The 23,863-nt window shown below is 64.3% G+C and carries 23 protein-coding genes; 17 read left to right on the forward strand and 6 right to left on the reverse strand.

Annotated features, from left to right (window positions below; genetic code table 11):
• Positions 1-10 precede the first annotated feature (10 nt).
• Together BM118_RS20995 and BM118_RS21000 are read left to right on the forward strand one after the other, a co-directional pair.
• Positions 11-1,255, forward strand: coding sequence for an acyl-CoA dehydrogenase (locus BM118_RS20995; protein WP_092187378.1), 1,245 nt, complete (start codon positions 11-13; stop codon positions 1,253-1,255).
• A 139-nt stretch (positions 1,256-1,394) separates the two neighbouring features.
• Positions 1,395-2,093, forward strand: a complete 699-nt coding sequence (locus BM118_RS21000; protein ID WP_092187379.1) for a nitroreductase — start codon at positions 1,395-1,397, stop codon at positions 2,091-2,093.
• 93 nt (positions 2,094-2,186) lie between these two features.
• Here the strand turns inward: BM118_RS21000 and BM118_RS21005 are convergent, their stop codons facing one another.
• Positions 2,187-2,735 carry a sigma-70 family RNA polymerase sigma factor gene (locus tag BM118_RS21005; protein WP_011090521.1) on the reverse strand — a complete coding sequence of 183 codons (549 nt, stop codon included), beginning with the start codon at positions 2,733-2,735 and terminating at the stop codon, positions 2,187-2,189.
• Positions 2,735-2,968 carry a NepR family anti-sigma factor gene (locus tag BM118_RS21010; RefSeq protein ID WP_177234511.1) on the reverse strand — a complete coding sequence of 78 codons (234 nt, stop codon included), beginning with the start codon at positions 2,966-2,968 and terminating at the stop codon, positions 2,735-2,737. The genes BM118_RS21005 and BM118_RS21010 overlap by 1 nt, the downstream gene beginning before the upstream one ends.
• 229 nt (positions 2,969-3,197) lie before the next feature.
• Here BM118_RS21010 and BM118_RS21015 point away from each other — a divergent pair, with 229 nt between their 5' ends.
• The 11 genes from BM118_RS21015 to BM118_RS21065 all read left to right on the forward strand — a co-directional run bounded on the left by BM118_RS21015 (position 3,198) and on the right by BM118_RS21065 (position 17,356).
• Positions 3,198-4,001: a response regulator gene (locus BM118_RS21015; RefSeq protein WP_177234512.1), complete on the forward strand. Its 804-nt coding sequence runs from the start codon at positions 3,198-3,200 to the stop codon at positions 3,999-4,001.
• Between the two features lie 192 nt (positions 4,002-4,193).
• Complete coding sequence (locus BM118_RS21020) at positions 4,194-4,793, forward strand: nuclear transport factor 2 family protein (protein ID WP_092187382.1); 600 nt, start codon at positions 4,194-4,196, stop codon at positions 4,791-4,793.
• Between the two features lie 524 nt (positions 4,794-5,317).
• Entirely contained in the window at positions 5,318-8,947 is a 3,630-nt protein-coding gene (locus tag BM118_RS21025) for a hypothetical protein (RefSeq protein WP_092187383.1), read from the forward strand.
• 656 nt (positions 8,948-9,603) lie between these two features.
• Positions 9,604-10,014, forward strand: a complete 411-nt coding sequence (locus tag BM118_RS21030; protein ID WP_092187384.1) for a hypothetical protein — start codon at positions 9,604-9,606, stop codon at positions 10,012-10,014.
• A gap of 123 nt (positions 10,015-10,137) precedes the next feature.
• Entirely contained in the window at positions 10,138-12,012 is a 1,875-nt protein-coding gene (gene htpG, locus BM118_RS21035; RefSeq protein WP_092187385.1) for a molecular chaperone HtpG, read from the forward strand.
• A 205-nt stretch (positions 12,013-12,217) separates the two neighbouring features.
• Entirely contained in the window at positions 12,218-12,493 is a 276-nt protein-coding gene (locus BM118_RS21040) for a DUF3551 domain-containing protein (protein ID WP_092187386.1), read from the forward strand.
• 229 nt (positions 12,494-12,722) lie between these two features.
• Positions 12,723-14,537 carry a long-chain-acyl-CoA synthetase gene (locus BM118_RS21045; protein WP_092187387.1) on the forward strand — a complete coding sequence of 605 codons (1,815 nt, stop codon included), beginning with the start codon at positions 12,723-12,725 and terminating at the stop codon, positions 14,535-14,537.
• Positions 14,538-14,689: 152 nt separating this feature from the next.
• The gene (locus BM118_RS21050; protein WP_008135396.1) at positions 14,690-14,935 is read left to right on the forward strand and encodes an acyl carrier protein; all 246 of its coding nucleotides are present in this window, start codon (positions 14,690-14,692) and stop codon (positions 14,933-14,935) included.
• Complete coding sequence (locus BM118_RS21055) at positions 14,922-16,304, forward strand: class I adenylate-forming enzyme family protein (RefSeq protein ID WP_177234513.1); 1,383 nt, start codon at positions 14,922-14,924, stop codon at positions 16,302-16,304. Before BM118_RS21050 ends, BM118_RS21055 begins: the two co-directional genes overlap by 14 nt.
• Complete coding sequence (locus tag BM118_RS21060) at positions 16,297-17,019, forward strand: SDR family NAD(P)-dependent oxidoreductase (RefSeq protein WP_092187388.1); 723 nt, start codon at positions 16,297-16,299, stop codon at positions 17,017-17,019. Before BM118_RS21055 ends, BM118_RS21060 begins: the two co-directional genes overlap by 8 nt.
• A 127-nt stretch (positions 17,020-17,146) precedes the next feature.
• A complete protein-coding gene (locus BM118_RS21065) occupies positions 17,147-17,356 on the forward strand; it encodes a hypothetical protein (protein ID WP_092187389.1) in 210 nt (69 codons plus the stop codon).
• 4 nt (positions 17,357-17,360) lie between these two features.
• Here the strand turns inward: BM118_RS21065 and BM118_RS21070 are convergent, their stop codons facing one another.
• Positions 17,361-17,747, reverse strand: coding sequence for a hypothetical protein (locus BM118_RS21070; protein ID WP_092187587.1), 387 nt, complete (start codon positions 17,745-17,747; stop codon positions 17,361-17,363).
• Positions 17,748-17,954: 207 nt separating this feature from the next.
• On the opposite strand from BM118_RS21070, the gene BM118_RS21080 reads away from it, so the two are divergent.
• On the forward strand, positions 17,955-19,100 hold the full coding sequence (locus BM118_RS21080) for a DUF3095 domain-containing protein (RefSeq protein ID WP_092187390.1): 1,146 nt from the start codon (positions 17,955-17,957) through the stop codon (positions 19,098-19,100).
• Between the two features lie 4 nt (positions 19,101-19,104).
• Here the strand turns inward: BM118_RS21080 and BM118_RS21085 are convergent, their stop codons facing one another.
• The 3 genes from BM118_RS21085 to BM118_RS21095 all read right to left on the reverse strand — a co-directional run bounded on the left by BM118_RS21085 (position 19,105) and on the right by BM118_RS21095 (position 21,626).
• Complete coding sequence (locus BM118_RS21085; RefSeq protein ID WP_092187391.1) at positions 19,105-19,539, reverse strand: DUF2147 domain-containing protein; 435 nt, start codon at positions 19,537-19,539, stop codon at positions 19,105-19,107.
• A gap of 92 nt (positions 19,540-19,631) precedes the next feature.
• Positions 19,632-21,017 carry an MATE family efflux transporter gene (locus tag BM118_RS21090; RefSeq protein ID WP_177234514.1) on the reverse strand — a complete coding sequence of 462 codons (1,386 nt, stop codon included), beginning with the start codon at positions 21,015-21,017 and terminating at the stop codon, positions 19,632-19,634.
• 81 nt (positions 21,018-21,098) lie between these two features.
• On the reverse strand, positions 21,099-21,626 hold the full coding sequence (locus BM118_RS21095; RefSeq protein WP_092187393.1) for a GNAT family N-acetyltransferase: 528 nt from the start codon (positions 21,624-21,626) through the stop codon (positions 21,099-21,101).
• A gap of 243 nt (positions 21,627-21,869) precedes the next feature.
• Between BM118_RS21095 and BM118_RS21100 the strand changes: the two genes are divergently transcribed.
• From BM118_RS21100 to BM118_RS21110, 3 genes are all read left to right on the forward strand, one after another.
• Entirely contained in the window at positions 21,870-22,466 is a 597-nt protein-coding gene (locus BM118_RS21100) for a superoxide dismutase (RefSeq protein ID WP_014491764.1), read from the forward strand.
• A 266-nt stretch (positions 22,467-22,732) separates the two neighbouring features.
• Positions 22,733-23,344 (forward strand): permease, encoded by a 612-nt coding sequence (locus BM118_RS21105; protein ID WP_177234515.1) that lies wholly within the window; start codon positions 22,733-22,735, stop codon positions 23,342-23,344.
• The gene (locus tag BM118_RS21110) at positions 23,341-23,841 is read left to right on the forward strand and encodes a hypothetical protein (RefSeq protein WP_008138982.1); all 501 of its coding nucleotides are present in this window, start codon (positions 23,341-23,343) and stop codon (positions 23,839-23,841) included. Before BM118_RS21105 ends, BM118_RS21110 begins: the two co-directional genes overlap by 4 nt.
• Positions 23,842-23,863 lie beyond the last annotated feature (22 nt).

A 23,863-nucleotide genomic window follows, 5' to 3' on the forward strand; every position in this document is an offset into this window, starting at 1 on the left:
GGAAGCCGCCATGAACTTCGACGATACCCCGCAGGAAGCCGCATTCCGCGAGACCGCGCGCAAATGGGTCGAGGCCAACGCGCCGAAGGAGTTTTTGGCAGAACTGTCAAAATCCTCGCTCGGCCGCATCCGGCTCGCCCAGCACGACATCGTCGATGTCGGCAAGGCCTGGCAGAAGAAGAAGGCGGAGGGCGGCTGGGCCTGCCTGCATTGGCCGAAGGAATATGGCGGCCGCGGCGCCACGCCGATCGAGCGCGTGATCTGGCAGCAGGAGGAGGGCGTCTACGGCAAGCTGACGCAGCCGTTCCAGATCGGCGAGGGCATGTGCGGGCCGACCGTGATGGCCTGGGGCAGTGAGGACGCCAAGCGCCGGTACTTGCCGAAGCTCGCCTCGGGCGAGGAGATCTGGTGCCAGCTGTTCTCCGAACCCTCGGCCGGCTCTGATGTCGCGGGCCTCCGCACGCGCGCGGAGAAGAAGGGCGACAATTGGGTCGTCAACGGCCAGAAGATCTGGACCTCGGGCGCGCATTATTCCGACTTCGGCCTTCTGATCGCGCGCACCGATCCGAACGTGCCCAAGCACAAGGGCCTCACCATGTTCTTCCTGGACATGAAGAGCCCGGGCGTCGAGGTGCGGCCGATCAAGCAGGCCAACGGCATGCAGGAGTTCAACGAGGTCTATTTCACCGACGTGGTGATCCCGGACAGCCAGCGTCTCGGTGCCGTCGGCGAGGGCTGGAGCGTGTCGCTGACCACGCTGATGAACGAGCGCATGTCGATCGGCGCGCGGCTTGCGACCGGTGTGCCAGAGATGTTCGAGTTCTGCGCGAACCTGATGCTCGAGGACGGCCTGGCCATCGACGATCCCGCGGTGCGCTCCAAGCTTGCGAGCTGGGCGGTGAAGTCGAGCGGGCTGAAATATACCAGCTACCGCGCGATCTCGGCGCTGTCGAAAGGCGAGCGGCCGGGCCCGGAGAATTCGATCGGCAAGCTGGTCTCGGGCATGATGCTCCAGGACATCGCGACCTACGCCATGGACCTCCAGGGCGCGGCCGGTGTTCTCACAGGCAGCGATGAGGAGACGGTGCAGGGCCAGTTCCAGCAGATGCTGCTGTCCTCGCCCTCGATGCGCATCGCCGGCGGCACCGACGAGATCCTGCGCAACATCATCGCGGAGCGCGTGCTCGGCCTGCCGGGCGACATCCGCGTCGACAAGGACGTGCCGTATAACAAGATCCCGACCAAGGGTAGATGAGAATTCCCGTGTCCCGGACGCGGTGCGGCGCGAAGTGCCGCTCCGCAGAGCCGGACCCCAGAGTGTCACAATGGGCCCCGGCTCTGCGCCGCATCACTTCGTGCTGCGTCGCGTCCGGGGCACGAAAGCGAGTTAGGCAATGGACGCAAAAGTCAGCCAGAACGACCGCATCGGCGTGCTCGAAGAGCTGCTCAACGAGCGCTACTCGGTGCGCGCCTTCCTGCCCAGGCAGGTCGATCGCGCCACCATCGAGCATGTGCTGAAGACCGCGCAGCGCACCGCGTCCTGGTGCAACAGCCAGCCCTGGCAGGTCATCATCGCCAGCGGCGAGGCCAAGGAGCGCTTTCGCCAGTCGATCTACAAGGAAGCCTCCGGCGGACTCGGCGACGATTACGATTTCACCCCGCCGCGCGAATATGTCGGCGTCTATCTCGATCGCCGCCGCGAAAGCGGGTTTCAGCTCTACAACACGCTCGGGATCCCTCGTGGCGACAAGATGGGCTACGCCAAGCAGGCGCTGGAGAACTACAATTTCTTTGGCGCGCCGCATGTCGCTGTCATCCACACCAACGAGCCGCTCGGCATCTACGGCGCGATCGATTGCGGCGCCTATGTCTCCAATTTCATGCTCGCCGCCCAGGCGCTCGGGCTCGGCACGATTCCGCAGGCGGCGCTGGCGCGGCACTCCGGCCTGATCCGTCGTCACTTCAATCTGCCCGATGACCGCCGCGTCGTTTGCGGCATCTCGTTCGGCTATGCCGACCATGCCCACAAGGTCAACAGCTACCGCACCTCGCGGGCGAGCGTCGCCGACACCGTGACCTTCGTGGACGAGTGATTTAGCGGCTCAAGTACCGTCAGACGCGCGCAAAGACGGCCGCGTGAACGGCCGCCTTTCCGTTTGTCGTCCGGGTCCGATGACGGCCTGCCGCTATCCGCCGCTGCCGCCGATCACGGCGCGCACGGTCTCGTCGGGCCCGAAATCCTCGGCGCCGTCGACATAGAGCAGCGCGGCGAGCTTCGAGCGTGCACGGTTGACCCGGCTCTTGATCGTGCCGACCGCACAGCCGCAGATCGAGGCTGCGTCCTCATAGGAGAAGCCGGAGGCGCCGACCAGGATCAGCGCTTCGCGCTGGTCTTGCGGAAGCTTCTCGAGCGCGGTGCGAAACTCCTCGAACTCGAGATGCGCGTTCTGCGAGGGCTGTGTCTTCAGCGTCTTCGCATAATTGCCCTCGGCGTCCTCGACCTCGCGCCGCCGCTTGCGATAGTCGGAGCGGAACAGGTTGCGCAGGATCGTGAACAGCCAGGCCGGCAGGTTGGAGCCGGGCTGGAATGAGTCGATGTTGGCAAGCGCACGCAACAGCGTTTCCTGCACCAGATCGTCGGCGCGGTCGGCGTTGCCGCTGAGCGAGATCGCGAACGCGCGCAGACTTGGCACGGCCGCGAGGATGTCGTTACGCAGGGAGTCCGTGAGAGGCATTAATCCCTCCCATTGTTGTTGTCGTTGGATCCGCCATCATTTTCCACGTGGGGTGTCGCTCCCGGCGCATCAAGCTTCTTGATCAGTTCAGCGAACCGATCCGGAACCCCCTGCCGGACGACGTCGTCGTACATGGCGCGGAGCTGATGCCCGATCCGGGATTGGATCTCCGGAGTGAGCCCTCCCTTGCCGGGGGTCGTGCTTTTGCTGGCTTGAGACTTGAGATCTTTCATGACCTGTTCCACGTTTCCCCGAGTTAAGTGACTGTAAAATCGAGAAGTTTTCTCAACCGGGAGCCGTTCCCTGGATAGGCACAATTCCAGGTTCGAGAAAAAGTTCCGCCGGCTACGGAACTTTTCTTGCCATGAGGCGTAGTCAGCCCCAGCAGGGGAACCCGGACCTCCCCTTGTGATGTCTCTAAAGTCTTCTCTTAAGGTCGGTCCGAAGATGAATGGAGTGGGGATGTCCCGTTCACAGCTTGTTGCTGAACACTTGCCGTTGTTGCGCCGGTATGCACGCGCCCTGACGGGCAGCCAGGCTTCCGGCGACGCCTATGTCGCAGCCATGTTGGAAGCCATGCTCGGGGATCCCGCCGTGCTCGACGAGAGCCATGGGCCGCGGGCCGGCCTGTTCCGGCTGTTCACCCAGATCTGGAATTCCGTCTCCGTCAACGACGCCGAGGTGACGCCCCTGCCGATGCCGCCGGAGCGGCGGCTGTCGAACATCACGCCGCTGCCGCGGCAGGCCTTCCTGCTGCTTTCGCTCGAGGGATTTTCCGAGGAGGAAGTCGCCTTCATCCTCGGCACCGACGTCGCCGAGACGCGGCGGCTTGCGGATGCCGCGGGACGCGAGATGGCGGCCGAGATCGCCACCGACGTGCTGATCATCGAGGACGAGACCTTCATTGCCATGGACCTCGAGAGCCTGGTGAAGAATCTCGGCCACAACGTCGTCGGCGTCGCGCGCACGCATGCCGATGCTGTGGCGCTGGCCAAGAACAGGCGGCCCGGCCTGATCCTCGCCGACATCCAGCTCGCCGACGGATCGTCGGGGCTCGATGCGGTCAACGAATTGCTGCGCACCTTTGAGGTGCCGGTGGTGTTCATCACCGCCTATCCGGAGCGCTTCCTCACCGGCGAGCGCCCCGAGCCGGCGTTCCTGATCTCGAAGCCGTTCCAGCCGGCGATGGTGTCGGCGGTGGCCAGCCAGGCGCTGTTCTTCCAGCGCAACTCGCGCAACCGCACGCCCAAGGCGCCGGCGGCGTAAGCAAGGCGCCAGCCGCCTGAGATTGGTTGACGATGATCTGATCCGGCGTACCGCAAGGTGCGCCGGATTTTTCTTGCGGCGATTTCTGGTCGCGATTTCCTGGGGCGCCTGCCCGCGCTTGACGGCCGTTGATTTCGCCGCTCATACCTGTGCGGCGGCCCCCCGCTGCGGCCCGCAACCGGAGATGTGCCCATGGACCAGCAACTCCTCGATCGCCTCGCCATCCGCGACCTCGTCGAAAACTGGGCGGTCTGGCGGGATGCCGGCGACTGGGAGCGGTTTGCGACCGTCTGGCATGACGAGGGCTGGATGTCCGCCACCTGGTTTCAGGGGCCTGCGCGCGATTTCATCCGCGTCAGCCAGGAGGGCTTTGCCAAGGGCGTGCGCATCCTGCATTTCCTCGGCGGCACCAGCATCGATTTGTCCGGCGAGCGCGCCATTGCGCAGACCAAGATGACGATCTCGCAGCGCGCGGGCGTGCACGATGTGCTCTGCGACGTCGTCTGCACCGGACGCTTCTACGATTTCCTGGAGAAGCGGCAGGGCCGTTGGGGCATCGTCCGCCGCCAGCCGATCTACGAGAAGGACCGGATCGACCCGGTCGACCCCGCCGCGACGCTCCGCCTTGACCAGACAGCGCTCGCCGCGTTGCCGGAAGGCTACCGCCATCTCGCCTACATGCAGGAGCTGATCGGCTACAAGGTCAAGCGCGACATGCCGGGCCTCACCGGCGCCGAGGTCGAGAAGCTCTATGGCGAGGGGCGGGCGTGGCTGGCGGGGAAAGCGAAATAAGCCCCGGACAAGAGTAAGGTGCGACTGGCTTTGTACCTGGCGGCTCCGCCGATACCTTGTTGCGCATCGTCGCCGATGAGCTCTCCAAGAAGCTTGGGCTGCCGATCATCGTTGCGGCAAAGCCGGGTGCGCAAACATTGCGGCAGATGCCACCACGCATCGCGATGATAACCTGTTGCCGTTGCGCAGAGGCTCCGAGAGTGGCCAGTGTAGGCGCGGAACGACAATGGAACTTTCGATGCGCTATGATCCACTTCTGACGCGGATTTCTCGCGCAAATCTTGAGTGCGCGTGGTCGCCGCAATTTTCGTCACGCTGCTGATAAATTCATCCAGCAATATTCGCGCGCGTATACGTCACGACTTTGTCAGCAGAAATCGCGCGAGGCACCGTTCAAAACCTTCATTGAAAAATGCGGTCTGCTTGACAGACATTTTCAGCTATCGCAGTTTTAGGTTGAATAGCCGTGGAATGATTTTGCTTTGCTTGTTTGCTTTTCCAAGCACCAAATGTGGAGCATTTATATGACAGCTATTCCTCCTGCCAGTGGCATCACCCTCCACAGCGGCGACACGATGGATGTCACTGGCGGCGCTTCCGTCGATAGCACGACGATCCAGGCTGGCGGCTTGCAGACGGTCGGCGGATCTTTCGCAACAAGCACCGCAACCCACACTGTCATCTATGGCGGAGAACAGGACGTCGTCTTTGATGGCGTCGCCAGCTATACGACCATTTACGCAGGCGGCATCCAGCGTGTCACCGGCGAATATGTCCATGAAGGTCCAACCCCCGGCAAGGCCGATCACACCACGATCAATGGCGGCGGCGAGCAGGACATCGACACGGGCACCGCAACGGCGACGACTGTCAATTCCGGCGGCCTCCAGAACGTGACGAATGGTGGCAGCGCCAGCGGCACCATCGTCAATTCCGGCGGTGTTCTCAGAGTTTCGGGTGAAACTGTCGAAACGGCGCCCGTGTATCCGGAGCCGGTTATCCAAAGCGTGGCGACCGCTGCAACCATCAACTATCAGGGTGAGTTCGACGTCACTGGCGGTGGGACCGCCGTGAACGCCATCGTCAACGGTGGCGTCATGACTGTCTCGGGATCGATACCGGATCCGTTCGCGAATGTTCCCGGCCAGCCGGCCGTCGACGCCAGCATGGCGACCGGCACTATCGTTGAAGGTTTTGGAACATTAACTGTGTCGGACGGAGCGATCGTATCGGGCACGATACTCCAGAACTTCGGCACGCTGAACGTTGATGCAGGCGGCACGGCAACCGGCACAATAATCAATTACGGAACGATGGTGCTGTCCGCCGGCGCGACGGCGATCAACACGACCGTCAATCAGTATGGCGGCCTCATTGTGCTTGGTAACGCCGATTTTTCGGGGACAGTCTTCAACGCCGGCAGCACTCTGCAGATCGGCGACGGCACGATTGAAAACGGATTTGTTGTCGCGAACAGCGTGACGCTGGCCGTCCTGGACGGTGGTGTGCTCAGTAACAGTGTCATTTCCGCAGGAGCAACGCTCATCGCTGAAGCTGGCGCGACGCTGGCCAACACAACCTTCCAGAGTGGCGCAACCTTTGTTGCCGACTATGGCTACACGGAAAACGGCTTCACCGTATCGAACGGCATCTTGTTCAAGGTGTTCGGTACGGCAACGAACACGACGATATCAGCGGGCGGTAAGCAGATCTTAGGCAACTACGATCTAGGGGCCGCCGCCAGCAACACCGTCATCAATGGCGGCGAACAGGATGTCGGGCTTGCGTCCACCGCGAGCTATACCACGATCAACACGGGCGGCATTCAACGTGTCGCCGGCATTTATCTGCACGATGCGCCGGGTCCAGGGCGGGCCGATCACACCACTGTCAACAATGGTGCCGAGCAGGACGTCGATACCGGCATCGTGACATCGACCACCGTCAATGCCGGCGGTGTCCAGAATCTCACCAATGGGGGCTTTGCCAGCGGCACCATCGTCAAGTCGGGCGGCGTCATCAATGCTTCGGGAGAGACTCTCTATCATTCTCCCGGGGGCCAATACAGCACCGTCATCAGAAGCGAAGTCGATTTTGCCGTTGTCGGCAGCGGCGGCCAATTGCACCTGTTCGGGGCGGGGATCGCCAAGAAAGCCACCATCAACGGTGGTGTGGTGACGGTTTCGGGATCCATTGCAGACCCCACGAACGACCCAAGCGCACCGGCACTCGACGCCAGCGCGGCGAGCGGGACAATCCTCAATTCAGGAAGCCTCTCCGTCTCGGACGGCGGCATCATCACCTCAACGACTCTGAACGGCGGCACGCTTGATGTGCTCGATCAGGGCACCGCGAACGCTTCGACAATTTATCATGGCGCCACAGAACTCGTCGAAGCGGGTGGCATTGTCGGCGCGACCACGATCGCCGGCGGCACGCTTGATCTCAAGGCGGGCGCGATTTCCGACGACGCGATCACTTTCTCCGGCCAAGGCACGCTCAAGATCGAGCAGAAGCTGGTTTCGGGCCTATTGACCTTTGCAAGCCAGATCAAAGGCATTGCGCTCGGCGACCAGATCGACCTTTCCGGGCTGTCCTATACGAGCGGCGCAACGGCGACTCTATCCGGCTCGAAGCTCACGGTCAGCAACGGTGCGGCGAGCGAGACTTTCACGCTGGCAGATAACTCGGTCACACGCTTCGGCATCGCGAAAGACAGCTCCGGCGGCATTCTGCTGACAGCGGCGGCCCTGCCGGCCATCGCTGGCGCCGTATCGGGACAAACGACCAGCAACGGAGCTGCGATCAATCCATTTGCGACCGTAACGATCACAGATCCAAACGTAGCAGCAACGGACAGTCTGATCATCACGCTCGCAGGCGCGGCTGGCATCCTGTCCGGGACAGGATTGATCTCGCTTGGAAACGGAACCTACGAGCTGGCAGCGACCGCCGCTGCCAACCTGACCGCCGAGTTGCACGCCCTCACCTTTGTGGCCTCGCCGCACGGGGACGGCAGCGCAACGACCACGTTCACTCTGAGCGACACAAGCAGCGCCGGCCTGGCCGTCAGCGACGCCAACACGTCCGTCACGGACACGCATCAAGCCGGCTCCACGACGATCGACGGCCCGGCCTCCGGTTATGCGATCATTCAGGGCACGACGGGCAACGACATCATCCACGCCTATGGCATGTTCAATACCATCCACGGCAATGGCGGGAGCGACACGATCTACGCCGGATTATACGGTACGGTTGATGTGCCGAGCGGCGACAGCACCGTCTATCTGCAGGGGATCGTCAACCACGTCACCGGCGGCAACGGCAATGTTACGGTAACGGGATCGACAGGCGCCACGACGATTGCGCTCGGCAATGGCAATGACATCATCGACGCCAGCGGATACGGGAACGTCATCACGCTGGGTAACGGCAACGATGTTGTCCATCCCGGTGACGGCGCAAGCCGGGTAACGGCTGGCAACGGCAACGACCGGGTGACGCTCTCCGGATATGGCAACACGGTCACGCTTGGGAATGGCAACGATGTCGTCGCGGGTGGAGATGGCGCCAACAGTGTCACTCTCGGTGATGGCAACAGCACCGTGAATCTCGGCGGGATGGGAAACCAGATCACCGTCGGCTCGGGAACAAACACGATCATAGCCGGCAGCGGATCGGACAACGTCGTTGCTGGCGCGGGGCACGATACAATCATCCTTGGCGGAACTGCCAATCACGTGATGCTCAACGGGTCCCAGGCAAATGTGACAAACCAGATTGGCCAAGACGTCATTACGGTCAATGGCGGATCAGACCAGTTTAACTTTGTCGGGTTTGGCAATCAGGTGATCATCAACGGCCCGGCCCATGTAGACATCCTCGATCACGGCACGGGTCTGACCGTCTCGATCAACTCCGGCAGCCAGGTCGATACGATTTCCGGATTTGGGAATGACGCGCTTGGCGTCGTCGATCTTGCGAACGGTGTAGGCAACTACCACTCCGTCGCCGACATCATGAGCGCGCTTAGGAGCGATGGACACGGCGGGACCCTGCTCGCGCTGGGGAGCGGTTCTAGCGCGGGGTCTATTGACTTCATTGATACCGCGATCAGCCAATTGCACGCATCGAATTTTATGATCGTGTAGAGGCTCAGCTTCCTTGCAACGCCCTTTACGAAAGCAGGAGCCGGACTCGTCGGCATGATCCCATCGCGGATGGCTCCGGTACCGGACAAAAGCGCGTTAATCCCGGTATTTGGTTCCATGGGGACGCTCTTGGGGCTTGTCCTCGCTGGCCGAGCCGGCCGCGCAGGATACGCACCCGCCGCTGATGCCAGCTTGATCTGTTTGGTATGGCCTTCAGGCCCGCCCTCATCGCGGCGGCGCCGGCTACATGGGAATGGGACTGCCGCAGCCCGACGCCCTGTCCTCCCGCCGAGCGGGTGAGCCGTTTAATGGTCGCATGCGCACCGTGCCAGTCCCATCCGCGACCGCAGGCTCTCGGCCAACTTGGTGAAACGGATGGTGGGGGGCAGACAAGAACTCGCAAAACCCCCGTATAAAAAAAAGTAAGGCGCGACTGGCATCACCACAGTCGCGCCCTACGTCGCCGGCTTATGGGGCAGGGGGGAATAGCCGGCTGTTGAGAAGACTCCCAGGCGCGGGAGTCGTTCCAGGGCTCCGGAAATATTTTTCGGGGCGCGACTTTTTTGCACACGGTTAAGTGATCGTGACTGCCGAGAACCCCCGCTCCTCCGGCCGCGTTGTTCCCGCGATCGCCATGGGGCGAGGGATCTACAGCCATGTCACAGATTCAAAAGGTATTTTTGGGCGCCGTCGCGATTGTCGCAACGCTCGGCGCGGTGCAGGTGCAACTGGCCTCCGGCCATGATCTGGCCGACCGCTGGCAGGCGGTCGCCGACAAGCCCGGCCATGACGTCAATCGGACCGGCAAGGCCGACCGGCTCGCCGAGATCAAGCCGGGTGCGGTTCCCACCCGCACCGTGTCGATGCGGTTGAACGACCTTGCCGATACCTCGGTGCTGCTGCGGGTCCCCGCGGTGATCGAGACCGGCAACGCCAAGCCGCCCGTGGCGCTCCAGAACCAGAACCAGAAGCAGGGCCGCAACAAGCCGACCATCGCCTGCGAGCCGATGGTCAGCTCCCTGACCGAGGTCGCCAAGCTGCTCCAGCCGGGCCGTTGCGTGACCTGATTGCCCCGGGCCGAGGGACAGGCGCCTCTGCTGCGGGCAGGGGGTGACTGCTCACGTCCTCTTGATCCGCTGTCTCATCGCGTTATATCCCGGCTTTCCCCTTTTGATTGATCGGGTAAACGCATGACGACGTCAGATACGGCTGTGCATACGCAGCCCTTCCAGGCCGAGGTTTCCGAACTGCTGCACCTCATGGTGCACTCCGTCTATTCGGAGACCGACATCTTCCTGCGCGAGCTCGTGTCCAACGCCTCGGATGCCTGCGACAAGCTGCGCTACGAGGCGATCGCCAGCCCCGCCCTGCTGGGCGAGGGCGACGCGCTCAAGATCCGGATCATCCCGAACAAGACGGCCGGCACGCTCACGATCGTCGATAACGGCATCGGCATGGAGCGGCAGGAGCTGATCGACCATCTCGGCACCATCGCGCGCTCCGGCACCAAGGCGTTCGTCTCGAAGCTGAAGGAGGCCAAGGACGGCCTCGGCCTGATCGGCCAGTTCGGCGTCGGCTTCTATTCCGCCTTCATGGTCGCCGAGAAGATCGTCGTCGTCAGCCGCCGCGCCGGCGAGAGCGACGTCTGGAGCTGGACGTCCTCCGGCGGCTCCGGCTTCGAGATCGCCCGGGCGAGCGACGAGGAAGCGGCGCGCGTCGTGCGCGGCACCGAGATCGTCCTGCACCTGAAGGACGACGCCAAGAAATATCTCGAGACCTACGAGATCGAGCGCATCGTCGGTGCCTATTCCGACAACATCCTGTTTCCCATCGAGCTCGTGCCGGAAGAGGGCGAGCCGCGCCAGATCAATTCGGCGAGCGCGCTGTGGCAGCGCTCGAAATCCGAGCTGACGGCGGAGGACTACAAGAAAGCCTATCAGCAGATCGCGTCCGCCTTCGACGATCCCGCGATGACGCTGCACTACCGTGCCGAGGGCCGCTACTCCTACGCCGTGCTGCTGTTCGCGCCCTCGACCAAGCCGTTCGACCTGTTCGAGCCGAACCGCAAGGGCCGGGTGAAGCTCTACGTCCGCCGCGTCTTCATCACCGACGATGCCGATCTCTTGCCGGGGTATTTGCGCTTCATCCGCGGCGTGGTCGACAGCGAGGATCTCCCCCTCAACATCTCCCGCGAGATGCTGCAGAACAATCCGCAGCTGGCCCAGATCCGCAAGGCCGTGGCGACACGCGTCGTGTCCGAGCTCGAAAGCCTCGCCGAGAAGGACGCGGAGAATTTTGCCAAGATCTGGGACGCCTTCGGTGCGGTTCTGAAGGAAGGCATTTACGAGGATTTCGAGCGCCGCGAGAAGCTGCTGGCGCTGTCGCGCTTCACCACGACGTCAGGCGAGAACCGGTCGCTGAAGCAGATCATCGCCGATTTCAAGCCGAACCAGACCGAGATCTATTATCTGGTCGGCGAGAGCATCGAGCGGCTGAAATCCAATCCGCGGCTGGAAGCCGCGACCGCGCGCGGCATCGAGGTGCTGCTGCTGTCCGATCCGGTCGATGCGTTCTGGACCTCGATGCCGACGGAGTTCGACGGCAAGCCGCTGAAGTCGCTGAGCCAGGGCGATCTCAACCTCGACCTGATCCCGCGCCTCGACGACAAGGACGAAGCGAAGAAGGACGAGCCCGAGGCGGATGAAGCCGCCACCATCGCCGTGATCAAGGCCGCGCTCGGCGAGCGCGTCAGCGACGTCAAGGCTTCGACGCGCCTCACGAGCTCCGCCTCCTGCCTCGTCGCCGACAGCCAGGGCCCGAGCCGCGAGCTCGAGCGCATCCTGGCGCAGCAGAACCGCGGCATGCGCACCAAGCCGATCCTCGAGATCAATCTGCGCCATCCCCTGGTCACCGCGATCACCAAGGCGCAGGCCGGCTCGAAGACGGTCGACGATCTCAGCCTGCTCCTGCTCGAGCAGGCGCAGATCCTGGATGGCGAATTGCCGGAAGATCCGGCGGCGTTTGCGGCGAGGCTGAACCGGCTGGTGCTGCAGGGGCTCGGCTAGCCGCTACGCGTCAGGCCGGGGCAAATCCCGGCCTGACGCCTGCGGGCTTGTGCAAGACAACCGACGAAACGGTCGCGTCCATACAGCGCACCGCGCTCACCTTGCCGTCATATGCCCTCAGGAACAGTCGCCTCCGGCGCGGTGTTATGCCATACGAGGTCGCCGGCATCAGAGTCGCCGGCGCTACCGATACGAGGATTTCTCCATGCGCCTGCCCTTCCTGACCCTCACCGCGATCTTCACGCTGCTGGGCGTAGCGGATGCCAGCGCGCAGAGATACGATCCGGCCTATCCCGTTTGCATGCACCGCTACACTGGCGGCGGCTTCGGCGGCGGGGGCGGTGACTATTTCGACTGCTCCTTCACCTCGTTGGAGCAATGCCGTGCCACGGCGTCAGGGCTCGCCGCGACGTGCGACGTCAATCCCTATTACGCCTTTAACGAGGCGCCGCCGCGCCGGCGCCACAAGAAGGTGCACTAGCGATCCGCACAGATCGCCCGATTGCGCAAGCCTGTCGGTGACGCGGCATCAGCCGCATCGTCGTCGATCTGCTATCGCAAGGATCACGCCGGGCCGCACGCCGATCCCATCGGCTCGGTAAAGGATGACTAGAGTTAATCGCGCACTAACCGGCTTTTACCTTGTCTCTTAACACCTGGGCAGGGCGCGCGGACTAAGCTGCCGGAACCAGCAGACACGTTCCGAAAGCATGAACGGCATGACCACTGGCGTCATCGAGCAACCGAAGGCCGCGCGCGCGCCATCGGCATCAAAGATCTGGCTGAAGGCGATCGAGCTCACCGCGCGGATCGAGACGCTGCCGGGCCGGCTGTTTGCCGACGTCATCGACGATTGGGCGCAGCGTCAGCCCGACCGCGTTGCGCTGGTCACGGATGACGCAACGCTCGACTACGAAGGTTTGTCGAAACGCATCAACCGCTACGCGCGCTGGGCGCGCTCGGTCGGCGTCGCCAAGGGGGACACTGTCGGCCTGATCATGCCGAACGGCGTCGATTATGTCGCCGCATGGCTCGGCATCAGCCGCGTCGGCGGTGTGGTCGCGCTAATCAATACTAAGCTCGTCGGGCAATCGCTCGCGCATTGCCTCGATGTCGCGAGGCCCCTGCACATCATCGTCGCGCACGACCTGGTGGAGACGCTGGAGAGTGCGAAGCCGCATCTGAAGACCGAGGCCAAGGTCTGGACCCATGGCGATGCCCGCAGCGAGCGTGCCATCGATGTCGCGCTTGCCGCGCTCGACGACGGCCCGCTTTTTCCCGACGAGCACGGCGACGTCACCATCGATGATCGCGCGCTGCTGATCTACACGTCCGGCACGACAGGCCTGCCCAAGGCCGCCAGCATCAGCCATCGCCGCATCCTCAATTGGGGCTTTTGGTTCGCCGGCCTCACTGGCGCCGGGCCACAGGATCGGCTCTACGATTGTCTGCCGCTATTCCACTCGGTCGGCGGCATCGTCGCGCCGTGCAGCATGCTGGCCGCCGGCGGCTCGGTGGTGATCGCGGACAAGTTCTCGGCCTCGAATTTCTGGCCCGACATCGTGCGGCACGACTGCACGCTATTCCAGTATATCGGCGAGCTCTGCCGCTATCTGCTCAAGGCGCCGCCGTCGGAATACGAGAACCGCCATCGGCTGCGGCTCGTCTGCGGCAATGGCCTGCGCGGCGACATCTGGGAGGACTTTCAGACCCGCTTCGCCATTCCCCGCATCCTCGAATTCTATGCGGCGACCGAAGGCAATTTCTCCCTGTTCAACGTCGAGGGCCAGCCGGGCGCGATCGGCCGCATCCCGCCGCTGCTCGCGCATCGTTTCCCTGCGAGTCTCGTCAAGCTCGACCCTGATAGCGGCGCGCCGTTGCGCAATGAACAGGGTCTTTGCGTTGCCTCCGCCCGCGGCGAGGCGGGCGAAGCCATCGGCCGCATCGGCACGGCGGACCAGGGCGGCGGCCGCTTCGAGGGCTACACCGACGCCGGCGAGACCGAGAAGAAGATCCTGCGCGACGTCTTCGCCAAGGGCGACGCCTGGTTCCGCACCGGCGATCTGATGCGGCTCGACGACAAGGGTTTCTTTCATTTCGTCGATCGCATCGGCGACACTTTTCGCTGGAAGGGCGAGAACGTCGCGACCTCGGAGGTCAACGACGCCGTGCGCGATTTTACCGGCGTCATCGACGCCACCACTTACGGCGTCAGCGTCCCCGGCACTGATGGCCGCGCCGGGATGAGCGCGATCGTCGTGAATGAGGGCTTTGACGTCGCGGCGTTACCTGCGCATCTCGCACGGCGCCTGCCGGCTTACGCCCGCCCGGTCTTCATCCGCATCTCACGCGAGCTCGATGCGACCGAGACGTTCAAGCAGAAGAAGGGCGAGCTCGCGCGCGAGGGATTTGACCCGGGCGCGATCTTCGATCCGCTGTTCATGCTCGATCCGAAGTCGGGCGCCTATGTCGCACTCGATTCCGGCGCCTATGCGCAGATCGCGGGTGGTACGATCAGGCTCTAGCGGAACCAAAATCCGGAGATAGGTCCAATTTTATCTGAATTGTCCAAGAAGCCATTTACTTCTGTCGGGTAAACAGACGGCCATGGGGAGGCGGTCATCAAGAACCGCCGCAAGACATCCGATCGATTAACAAAGCAAGAGGCAAGCCAGTCATGTCGGTGAGGTCCAAGGTCATTGAAGCGATCCAGCAGATCGCCAGGGAACAGCACGTCACGCTTCCCGCACTCTCGGACGATCTGTCCCTGCACGAGACGGGTTTCGACTCGCTCGCCTTCGCGATCCTCGTCGCTCGGCTCGAGGACGAGACCGGCGTCGATCCCTTCACCATTTCCGAGGACGCAGCGTTCCCCGCCACGGTCGGCGATTTCGTGCGGGCCTACGAAAATGTCCCCGCGTGAGATCTTTGCGCTTCGCGACCATCTCGGCGCGGAGCTGAAGGGCCGCACGCTGTCGGATGCGCACGATGTCGTGTCGCTGACCGACATCCTGTCGCGGACGGTCTTGGGCGGCCGCCTGCGCGAGCTGTCCGGCCGCGCCGTGCTGCTCAAATTGTCCGACCAGCTCCGGTCGGGTATTGCCATGATCGAGCTCGACGGTATCGCCCGCCGCATGCTGCTGTGTCCGCCCGATCTCAATCCGACCTATTTGGACGCGCTGATCGCGGATGCCGGGATCGATGCCGTCGTCACCGACGAGCCCGATCGCTGGGCTGAGACCGGCGTGCCGCTGGTCGTCACCGCGCAATTGCCGCTTCAAACCACCGCGCCCGCGCAGACCGAGCGCGCCACCGAATGGCTGATGCTCACTTCGGGCACGTCAGGCGTGCCGAAGATCGCCGGCCATACGCTGGAAGCGCTGACCGGCGCGATCGTCGCCGAAGGCCCCGCGCGTGGACCCGCGCCGGTCTGGGCGACGTTCTACGACATTCGCCGCTATGGCGGCCTCCAGATCTTCCTCCGCGCCGTTCTCTCCGGCGGCTCCATGGTGCTGTCGGATCCGCATGAGGCGCTCGCCGATCACGTCGCGCGGCTGAACGCGCGCGGCGTCTCTCACATCTCGGGTACGCCTTCGCACTGGCGCAAGCTTCTGATGAGCGGCTCGGCCGCGCAATTCGCGCCGGCTTACGTCCGTCTCTCCGGCGAGATCGCCGACCAGGCGGTGCTCGACGGCCTGAAGGCGGCGTTTCCCGATTCCTCCGTCGGCCATGCCTACGCCTCGACCGAGGCCGGCGTCGGCTTCGCCGTCAATGACGGGCTCGAAGGCTTTCCGGCCGACTATCTCGGCAACCGCAATGGCGTCGAGATGAAGGTCGTGGACGGCTCGCTGCGCATTCGCTCGACGCGTACCGCGCATGCCTATATCGGCCGCAACGCCGGCGCACTCACCGATGATGACGGATTTGTCGACAGCGGCGACATTGTCGAGCTGCGCGGCGACCGCTATTATTTCGTCGGCCGCCGCGGGGGCATCATCAATATCGGCGGGCTGAAGGTCCACCCCGAAGAGATCGAGGCGGTCATCAACCGCCATTCCGACGTGCGGATGTCGCGGGCCAAGTCGCGAAAGAGTCCGATCACCGGCGGCATTGTCGTCGCCGACGTGATCCTCGCCGACGGCACCGATCAGGCGCGCGTGAAGGAGATTCGCGACCAGATCCTGGATCAGTGCCGCGCCCAGCTCGCTTCCCACAAGGTGCCGGCGGTGATCCGCTTCGTCGAGGCACTTGATGTCACCCCGGCCGGCAAATTGGCGCGCACCGATGCATAATGTCCTCGTCACCGGCGGCAGCCGCGGTATCGGCCTTGCGATCGGCAAGCGTCTGGCCGGCGCCGGCTACAACGTGATCGCGGCGGCGCGGCGCGAGAGCGACGAGCTCAAGGCGGCGATCGCCGAGTCCGGGGGCCTTCTGCATTTCCGCGCCTGCGATCTCGCGGTGATCGACGCGATTCCCGCTTTCGCAAAGCTCATCCGTGACGAATTCGGCCCGATCTACGGCCTCGTCAACAATGTCGGCCTCGGCACCGAAGGCCTGCTCGCCACCATGCACAATTCCGAGATCGAGGCGCTGGTGCAGCTCAACGTGCTGTCGCCGATCATCCTCACCAAATATGTCGCGCGGCAGATGATGGCGGATGGCGCTGGCCGCATCATCAACATCTCCTCCATCATCGCGACCACCGGCTATAACGGCCTGTCCGTCTATGGCGCGACCAAGGCCGCCGCCACCGGCTTCACCCGCTCGCTCGCGCGCGAGGTCGGCAAGCTCGGCATCACCGTGAACGCGATCGCCCCTGGCTTCATCGACACCGAGCTGACCCACAATCTCTCCGACGAGGGACGCAAGCGCATCGCGGGCCGAAGTGCATTGCGCCGGCTGCCGGAAACGGAAGACGTCGCGCGCATGGTGGAATATCTGCTCGGCGAGGGCGGCCGCAACGTCACCGGCACCGTGTTCACGGTCGATGCCGGCAATACGGCGTAAAACGGAACCTCGCCGCCACAATTGCGTTGATTCTGCGCAATGACATTCCCCCGGATTTGGTCGTAAGATGCCCCGCAATCGATTGGGTTACGTCAATCGATCTGCCCCAATCGACAGGGAGCAGTGCATGACCATGCCAAACATGACCGCGTCAAATCAGGGCCGGACGGAGCAATCGCGCGCGAAGCCGGACGACGTCCGTTGCCCGCCGATGACGCATCAGAATTCCGGCGACCACGGTCACGAGATGTATCCGCAGCAATTCGTGCGCTTGGTCGGCTGCCATGACGCGTCTCACGACGCGTTGCGCAAGCGCGAGGATGAAAAGCTGCACTAGTCGGTCACGTCCGGTGCTTCGGCAAGTCAATCCGTTCATGTGAGAATTCCGGCGGCCCCTCGGTGAGGCGGCGGATGCGGCGCTCGCGTTCGTCCTCCGGCAATGCGGGATCGAGCAGCCCCTCGATCTCGTGCACCGCGAGCTCCTCGAGGCTGGTCGCGTCCGAGGCGACCGTGGACGCTGATGCCGGTGCGGCAGGCGCAATCCTCAGGCCGAACTCGACCAGCTTGCAGATCGCATCCGCGCGCGACAGTTGATGGGCCTCGGCCCAGGCATCGACGGCGGCGGTCAGCATCTCCGGCATTTTCACCGCACTGACCGCATCGAGCCCCGTACGTCGGCGTACCGGCGAGGTGGAGTCCTTGTTGCCAAAATCAGACACCCCGATCATCCCGCGCAGCCATTTCAGATAACTCAACCGTAAACGTCATTTGCGGCCGGCAGTTTGATGCCGATCAATGACGAACTGCGGCATTGCGGCGCGGTGCGATCTTGTTGTCCGCCTCCATTTCGGCCAATGATCGCGTCGGCCGGCGAACCCGGATCGATCCTGCCACGTATTTCTCCTGGACGCGTCCCAACCATTCGGCATCACCCGATGACATCAGGCGAATCCTTCTATGGCGGCATTCCCGTCTTCCGCGGCTTCACCAGCCTGATGGACCCCGCGCTCTATGCGCCGCTGCCGGACGACTGGAGCATCGGCGTCGCTGACATCGTCGATTCCACCAAGGCGATCGCGGCGCAGCGTTACAAGGCGGTCAACATGGCCGGCGCCGCCGTGATCGCGGCGGTGACCAATGTGCTGGAGGGACGTGAATTCCCCTTCGTGTTCGGCGGTGACGGCGCCAGCTTTGCGGTCGCGCCCGGCGATCTCGATCGCGCCCGCGACGCGCTGGCTGCGACCGCGACCTGGGTGCGGGAGGATCTCGATCTGACGATGCGCGTTGCGCTGGTGCCGGTGAGTGCCATCCGGGCGCAAGGTCTCGACGTACGCGTCGCCCGCTTCGGTCCGTCGGCGAACCTGTCCTATGCGATGTTCTCCGGCGGCGGGCTCGCCTGGGCCGACGCAGCGATGAAGCGCGGCGAGTTCGCGGTCGCTGAGGCGCCGGCCGGCGCGCAGCCGGATCTGTCCGGCCTGTCCTGCCGCTTCGAGGTGATTCCGGCCTCGCGCGGCCTGATCCTGTCGGTTCTGGTGATGCCGGTGCGTGGCGCGGACCCGCTGGCGTTCCGCAAGGTGATCGAGGACGTCATTCACCTCGTCGAGCGCAGCCCGGACGGCGCCCGTCCGGTGCCGCCGCAGGGGCCGCCGCTGAAATGGCCGCCGCAGGGGCTCGACTATGAAGCCCGCACCAAGCGCGGCGGCCCGCTGCTCGCGCGCCGCGCCGGCGTGCTGGCCTATACGCTGTTCGCCTATCTGATCATGCGCTTCGACATCAAGGTCGGCGGCTTCGTGCCCAGCCTCTACAAGCGTCAGGTGGTCGAGAACTCGGACTTCAGGAAATATGACGACGGCCTGCGCATGATCCTCGACTGCACGGCCGAGCTCGAGCGCGCCCTCAGCGATCGTCTCGCGGCTGCCGCGCGCGACGGCATCGTTCGCTACGGCCTCTACCAGCAGGACGCCGCGATGATGACCTGCTTCACGCCGTCGGCGTTGCGCAGCGACCACGTGCACTTCATCGACGGCGCGCGGGGCGGCTATGCCTCGGCGGCGACGGCCCTGAAGGCGATGATGGCGTGAAGCGCTAGCGTCCCGCGCGCGTCCAGGTCTCGCCGCCGCAGAGCGCGCCGACGCAGCCCTCGACCCGCAGCGAGTCTGCACCCGTGACCGTGACGCTGCTCGCATAGGTGCTGCCGTCGTCGGCATTGTAGATCTGGCCCGACCATTTGTTCGGGCCGGACGACTGCATGCCGCTGAACAACGGCAGGCCGATCATCGGGCGCCTCGCCAGCGCGGGATTGGGATTCTTGCTGTCGGTGGCGGGCTGGCCGGTCGCGGTGTCCGTGGGCTCGCGCAGCCAGACGATGACGCCGCAGATGCCGCCGCCGCATTTGCCGACCTTGACGCGGGCATCGCCGGCCTGCGTGAGCCAGGTCCCGTCGGCGCTTTGCGCTTGGGCGGTGGTCGCGCCAAGCAGCGCAGCCAGAAGGACGATGAGAGCAGCGAATCTGGTAATCATGGAGAGGCCCCGAAGTGGAGCGCCTCCATAGCAGCCCGGCGGGATAGTGCAACGCTGGATGGAATCACATTCCCGCGCTTATTTGCCTGCGCTCATTTGCCCCAGCGCGCGAAGGCGACAGAGGCCGCGGTCGACAATCCGAACACGACCATGGCGCCGCCGACCAGCGCGAACAAGGTCCAGGCCGGCGCCTGCGCCATCATGAGGCCGATGCCGCCGATCGCGACGATCAGAAGCCGCGCGGTGGAGGCCAGCACCGGTCCGCCGACGCGCGCCGCGCCCTGCGAAGAGAAGTACAGCGACACGCCCATGCCGAAGAACGCAAAGGCCGGGCCGGCCCAGTGGAAATAGCTGTGCGCGGCGGCGGTGACGCCGGGATCGGCCGTGAACAGCGACACCCACAACGCGGGATCGAGCGCGATGACGACGCCGATCAGGCCGACGGTGAGGCCGGACGCCGCGGCTGCGGTCCAGGCCACGCGCCGTGCGCGCTTCACATGTCCGGCGCCGATCGCCATGCCGACCATCGGCACCGAGGCGATGCCAAAGGCGAAGGTGATCGGAATCAGCAGAAATTCCAGCCGCGAGCCGATGCCGTAACCGGCCAGCATCTCGGTGCCGAACGTTGCCAGAATCTTCGTGAAGATCAGGATGGTGAGCACGGTCTGGAGCGGCGAGAGGCAGGCGACCGCGCCGACCCTGAGAATGTCCAGAAACATCGCGCGCTCAAAATGAAACGCGCGGAGATCCAGTGGCAGCCGGCTGCGGCCGGACAGGAGATACCAGAGGAAGAAGACCGCGGCGCAGCTGAATGCGATCAACTGGCCGGTGGCGACGCCCGGCATGCCGAATTGCTTCACGCCGAACAGGCCGAGCCCCAGCGTGCCGCCGAGCGCGATCTGGAGCACGCTCGCCCCGATCAGCGTCATCGAAGGCAGGCGCATGTCGCCGGTGCCGCGGATCACCGAGGCCAGCGTGTTGACGAGCCAGATCGCGACCGCGCCGGAGAACAGCACCTGCGAATAGCCGCTGGCTTCCTCGAGCACGCGCTCGCGGCCGCCGAGCAGCGTGAAGAACGAGCGGCCGAAGACGAGCATCATCACCGTGAAGAACAGCCCGCCGCAGAGGCCGATGATGGTGGCATGCAGCGCCAGCGTCGCGGCGCGGCCGCGATCCCCGGCGCCGAGCGCGCGGCTGATCGCGGATGAGACGCCGCCGCCCACCGCGCCCGCGCTCATCATCTGCGTCAGCATCGCGAACGGGAACACCAGCGCGATCGCGGCGAGCGGAATGGTGCCGAGCCGGCCGATATAGGAGGTCTCGGCGATCGCAACCAGTGTGCTGCCGACCATCGCGATCATGTTGGGGATCGCGAGCCGCAGCAGCGTCGGCAGGATCGGCGCCGTCAGCAGGCTGGCGATGGGGGAGGCGACCGGTGCACGCGGCGGGACGGCGTCTATGGGGGCGTCGATCGTCATGTTCACCGGGCGGAATATTGAATGATGATCGACATGCTACAAGGCGCGCGGCTGGCGCGCCAGCCGCGCCTCACGCAGGGCTCACCAGGGCAGGCCGCAGAGGTCGATCGTGCCCAGCGTCGGCGCGCGGACGATGTCGAACACGTAGGGCGCCATATGGGTGAAGCGGATCCGCCCCTCCGGCTGCTCGCAATAGACCTCGCCCGTGAAGGGTTGCCATTTGCGGGCCTCGTAGAACGCGACATTGTGCGGCTCGCAGAACAGCAGCGCGAAGCGGACCGCCTCGTTGGCCCGCATGGTGTGCACCGCCGCGTCGATCGCCATGGTCGCGTAGCCACGTCCGCGCCGGTCCTCGCGGGTGCAGACCCCGCCGATGCCGCCGATGTGAACCTTCTGTCCATTCCAGGTGACGGTGCGGAAGTAGATGCCGACGTGGCAGACGAGGCCGTCCTCGGGCGTCTCGATCAGCACGCGAAGGTCGGCATTGGCCCATTTGACGTGGCTCCACGACGGCTTCTCGGCGGCGTCGCGTCCCCAGACCGCGCTGAGCAGGGGCTGTGCGATCCGCCACGAAGCGTCGCCGTTCAGGATGTCGATCTCGATGCTCATTGCTTTCTCTTTCGCGTCTCCGCTTCGTGGTGCGTTCGTTCTGCCATAAGCGCTTCAAAGGCAATGATATTTTGCGGCGAACCGCCACGCCCGATCGGATATCCGCGTGCTGCGACGATTTTATGCAATCCGGCCAAGCGGCCGCATCGCGCCTTTTCGCAAATTGACGGTATTTAACGGCGACGGAACCTTCTATAAGGGGTGACCGTTAGAACGTTCCCCACCAGTTGCGGACAAGAACCCATGACCTTTACGCTGCCCCCACTCCCTTACGCCTATGACGCCCTCGGCCAGTTCATGTCGAAGGAGACGCTGGAATTCCACCACGACAAGCATCATCAGGCCTACGTCACCAACGGCAACAACGCGCTCAAGGGCACCGAATGGGAAGGCAAGTCCCTTGAGGAGATCGTCAAGGGCTCGTTCGGCAAGAACCCCGCGGTGTTCAACAATGCCGGCCAGCACTACAACCACATCCACTTCTGGAGCTGGATGAAGCCCAATGGCGGCGGCACCAAGCTGCCCGGCAAGCTCGAGAAGAAGATCAACGAGGATCTCGGCGGCTTCGAGAAGTTCAAGACCGACTTCCAGGCGGCCGGCGTCGGCCAGTTCGGCTCCGGCTGGTGCTGGCTCCAGGTCAAGAACGGCAAGCTCGAAATCTCCAAGACCCCGAACGGCGAGAATCCGCTGGTGCACGGCGCCACCCCGATCCTCGGCTGCGACGTCTGGGAGCACTCCTACTACATCGACTATCGCAACCGCCGTCCGGACTATCTCAAGGCGTTCGTCGAGAACCTCGTGAACTGGGAATACGTCGAGTCCCTGTTCGACAAGGCGTAATTGGAGTCATTCCGGGGCGCGCGAAGCGCGAGCCCGGAATCCATCGATCCACTCGGGCTGAGGCCCGATGGATTCCGGGCTCGCCGCTGCGCGCCGCCCCGGAATGACAGACAAGGCGGTCGCATGAGCGGCCGCCTTTTTGCTGTGCGGAATTGATTGAATCAGTCCTGCGTCATGCGCGCATCGATCTGTGATCGTACCGTTTGCATCGCATGGACGGCGCCCTTAATCAGAACGGGCATCACCATCGAGCCGACCCGAGCCCGTTGTCAGACCCTTTCCCGAAAGACCCGGCGCCTGCCGAGGACGCGGAATCCGAGCCGCGGCCGGGCCGTGTGCGTAAGCCGATCGGCTGGTCGACGATCATCATCGCGGCCCTGGTGGCGGTCAGCGCGGCGCTGGTCTGGCGGCGTGACGGCACCGACGGTGTTCTCGACATTCTCACCCACGACCTCTCGCTGTTCGGCGGCATCCTGCCGCGCGTGCTGGCCGGCTGCCTGCTCGGCGCCTTCATCTCCGAGATCCTGCCGCACGAAAGAGTCTCGCGCTCGCTCGGGCCGCAATCCGGCCTGAAGGGCCTTCTGATCGGCACCGCCTTCGGCGCGATCCTGCCCGGTGGGCCCTTCACCGCCTATCCGGTGGCGAGCGCGCTGCTGGCGGTCGGCGCCGATTTCGGCGCCACCATCGCCATGGTCGTGAGCTGGACCCTGATCGGCTATGGCCGGGCAGTCGCCTGGGAAATCCCGATCATGGGCACCGATTTCACGCTGTGGCGGATCGTGATCTCGCTGCCGCTGCCGGTGCTCGCAGGCGGCCTCGGCCGCTTCGTCTATGTCCGGCTCTATCCGAAGCGCGACAGCGACGAGGAGGCGAATTGAGCGCGGCGCTCCTGATCGACATCCTGCTGTGGGGCTCGGTGTTCGGCGTCGGCCTGATCGCCTTCCGCCGCGGGCCTCCGGTGTTCAAGGCCTCGCTGCGCGAAGGCTCGATGGACTTCATCAACATCGTGCCGCGGATCGCGCTGGGCGTGATCGGCTCGGGCTATATCGCCGCCATTATTCCGCAGGAGGTGATCACCGGCTGGCTCGGACCGGACAGCGGTTGGCTCGGGGTTGCGACCGCCGTGGTCGCCGGTGCCGCCACGCCCGGCGGCCCGGTGATCGGCTTTTCCATCGGCACGGTGGCGTTGAAGTCGGGCGGTGGGGTGCCGCAGGTGGTCGCCTATGTCGTCGCCTGGGCGCTGTTCGCCTTCCAGCGGGTGATCTTATGGGAAATCCCGTTCATGCCGGCCCGGTTCGTCTGGTTTCGCTGCGCCGTCTCGGTGCCGTTCCCGTTCGTGGCGGCCGCCATCGCGATGGTGATCGGCAAGCCCTGAGCCCGGCGTGGACAGGCGTAAT

This window comes from Bradyrhizobium sp. cf659 (assembly GCF_900113725.1).
Lineage (GTDB): Bacteria > Pseudomonadota > Alphaproteobacteria > Rhizobiales > Xanthobacteraceae > Bradyrhizobium.

Bases quoted from the DNA above. Each gene is read 5' to 3' on its own strand.
- BM118_RS20995 (WP_092187378.1), top strand. From the start codon at position 11: ATGAACTTCGACGATACCCCGCAGGAAGCCGCATTCCGCGAGACCGCG.
- BM118_RS21000 (WP_092187379.1), top strand. From the start codon at position 1,395: ATGGACGCAAAAGTCAGCCAGAACGACCGCATCGGCGTGCTCGAAGAG.
- BM118_RS21005 (WP_011090521.1), bottom strand. From the start codon at position 2,735: ATGCCTCTCACGGACTCCCTGCGTAACGACATCCTCGCGGCCGTGCCA.
- BM118_RS21010 (WP_177234511.1), bottom strand. From the start codon at position 2,968: ATGAAAGATCTCAAGTCTCAAGCCAGCAAAAGCACGACCCCCGGCAAG.
- BM118_RS21015 (WP_177234512.1), top strand. From the start codon at position 3,198: ATGTCCCGTTCACAGCTTGTTGCTGAACACTTGCCGTTGTTGCGCCGG.
- BM118_RS21020 (WP_092187382.1), top strand. From the start codon at position 4,194: ATGGACCAGCAACTCCTCGATCGCCTCGCCATCCGCGACCTCGTCGAA.
- BM118_RS21025 (WP_092187383.1), top strand. From the start codon at position 5,318: ATGACAGCTATTCCTCCTGCCAGTGGCATCACCCTCCACAGCGGCGAC.
- BM118_RS21030 (WP_092187384.1), top strand. From the start codon at position 9,604: ATGTCACAGATTCAAAAGGTATTTTTGGGCGCCGTCGCGATTGTCGCA.
- htpG (WP_092187385.1), top strand. From the start codon at position 10,138: ATGACGACGTCAGATACGGCTGTGCATACGCAGCCCTTCCAGGCCGAG.
- BM118_RS21040 (WP_092187386.1), top strand. From the start codon at position 12,218: ATGCGCCTGCCCTTCCTGACCCTCACCGCGATCTTCACGCTGCTGGGC.
- BM118_RS21045 (WP_092187387.1), top strand. From the start codon at position 12,723: ATGAACGGCATGACCACTGGCGTCATCGAGCAACCGAAGGCCGCGCGC.
- BM118_RS21050 (WP_008135396.1), top strand. From the start codon at position 14,690: ATGTCGGTGAGGTCCAAGGTCATTGAAGCGATCCAGCAGATCGCCAGG.
- BM118_RS21055 (WP_177234513.1), top strand. From the start codon at position 14,922: ATGTCCCCGCGTGAGATCTTTGCGCTTCGCGACCATCTCGGCGCGGAG.
- BM118_RS21060 (WP_092187388.1), top strand. From the start codon at position 16,297: ATGCATAATGTCCTCGTCACCGGCGGCAGCCGCGGTATCGGCCTTGCG.
- BM118_RS21065 (WP_092187389.1), top strand. From the start codon at position 17,147: ATGACCATGCCAAACATGACCGCGTCAAATCAGGGCCGGACGGAGCAA.
- BM118_RS21070 (WP_092187587.1), bottom strand. From the start codon at position 17,747: ATGATCGGGGTGTCTGATTTTGGCAACAAGGACTCCACCTCGCCGGTA.
- BM118_RS21080 (WP_092187390.1), top strand. From the start codon at position 17,955: ATGACATCAGGCGAATCCTTCTATGGCGGCATTCCCGTCTTCCGCGGC.
- BM118_RS21085 (WP_092187391.1), bottom strand. From the start codon at position 19,539: ATGATTACCAGATTCGCTGCTCTCATCGTCCTTCTGGCTGCGCTGCTT.
- BM118_RS21090 (WP_177234514.1), bottom strand. From the start codon at position 21,017: ATGACGATCGACGCCCCCATAGACGCCGTCCCGCCGCGTGCACCGGTC.
- BM118_RS21095 (WP_092187393.1), bottom strand. From the start codon at position 21,626: ATGAGCATCGAGATCGACATCCTGAACGGCGACGCTTCGTGGCGGATC.
- BM118_RS21100 (WP_014491764.1), top strand. From the start codon at position 21,870: ATGACCTTTACGCTGCCCCCACTCCCTTACGCCTATGACGCCCTCGGC.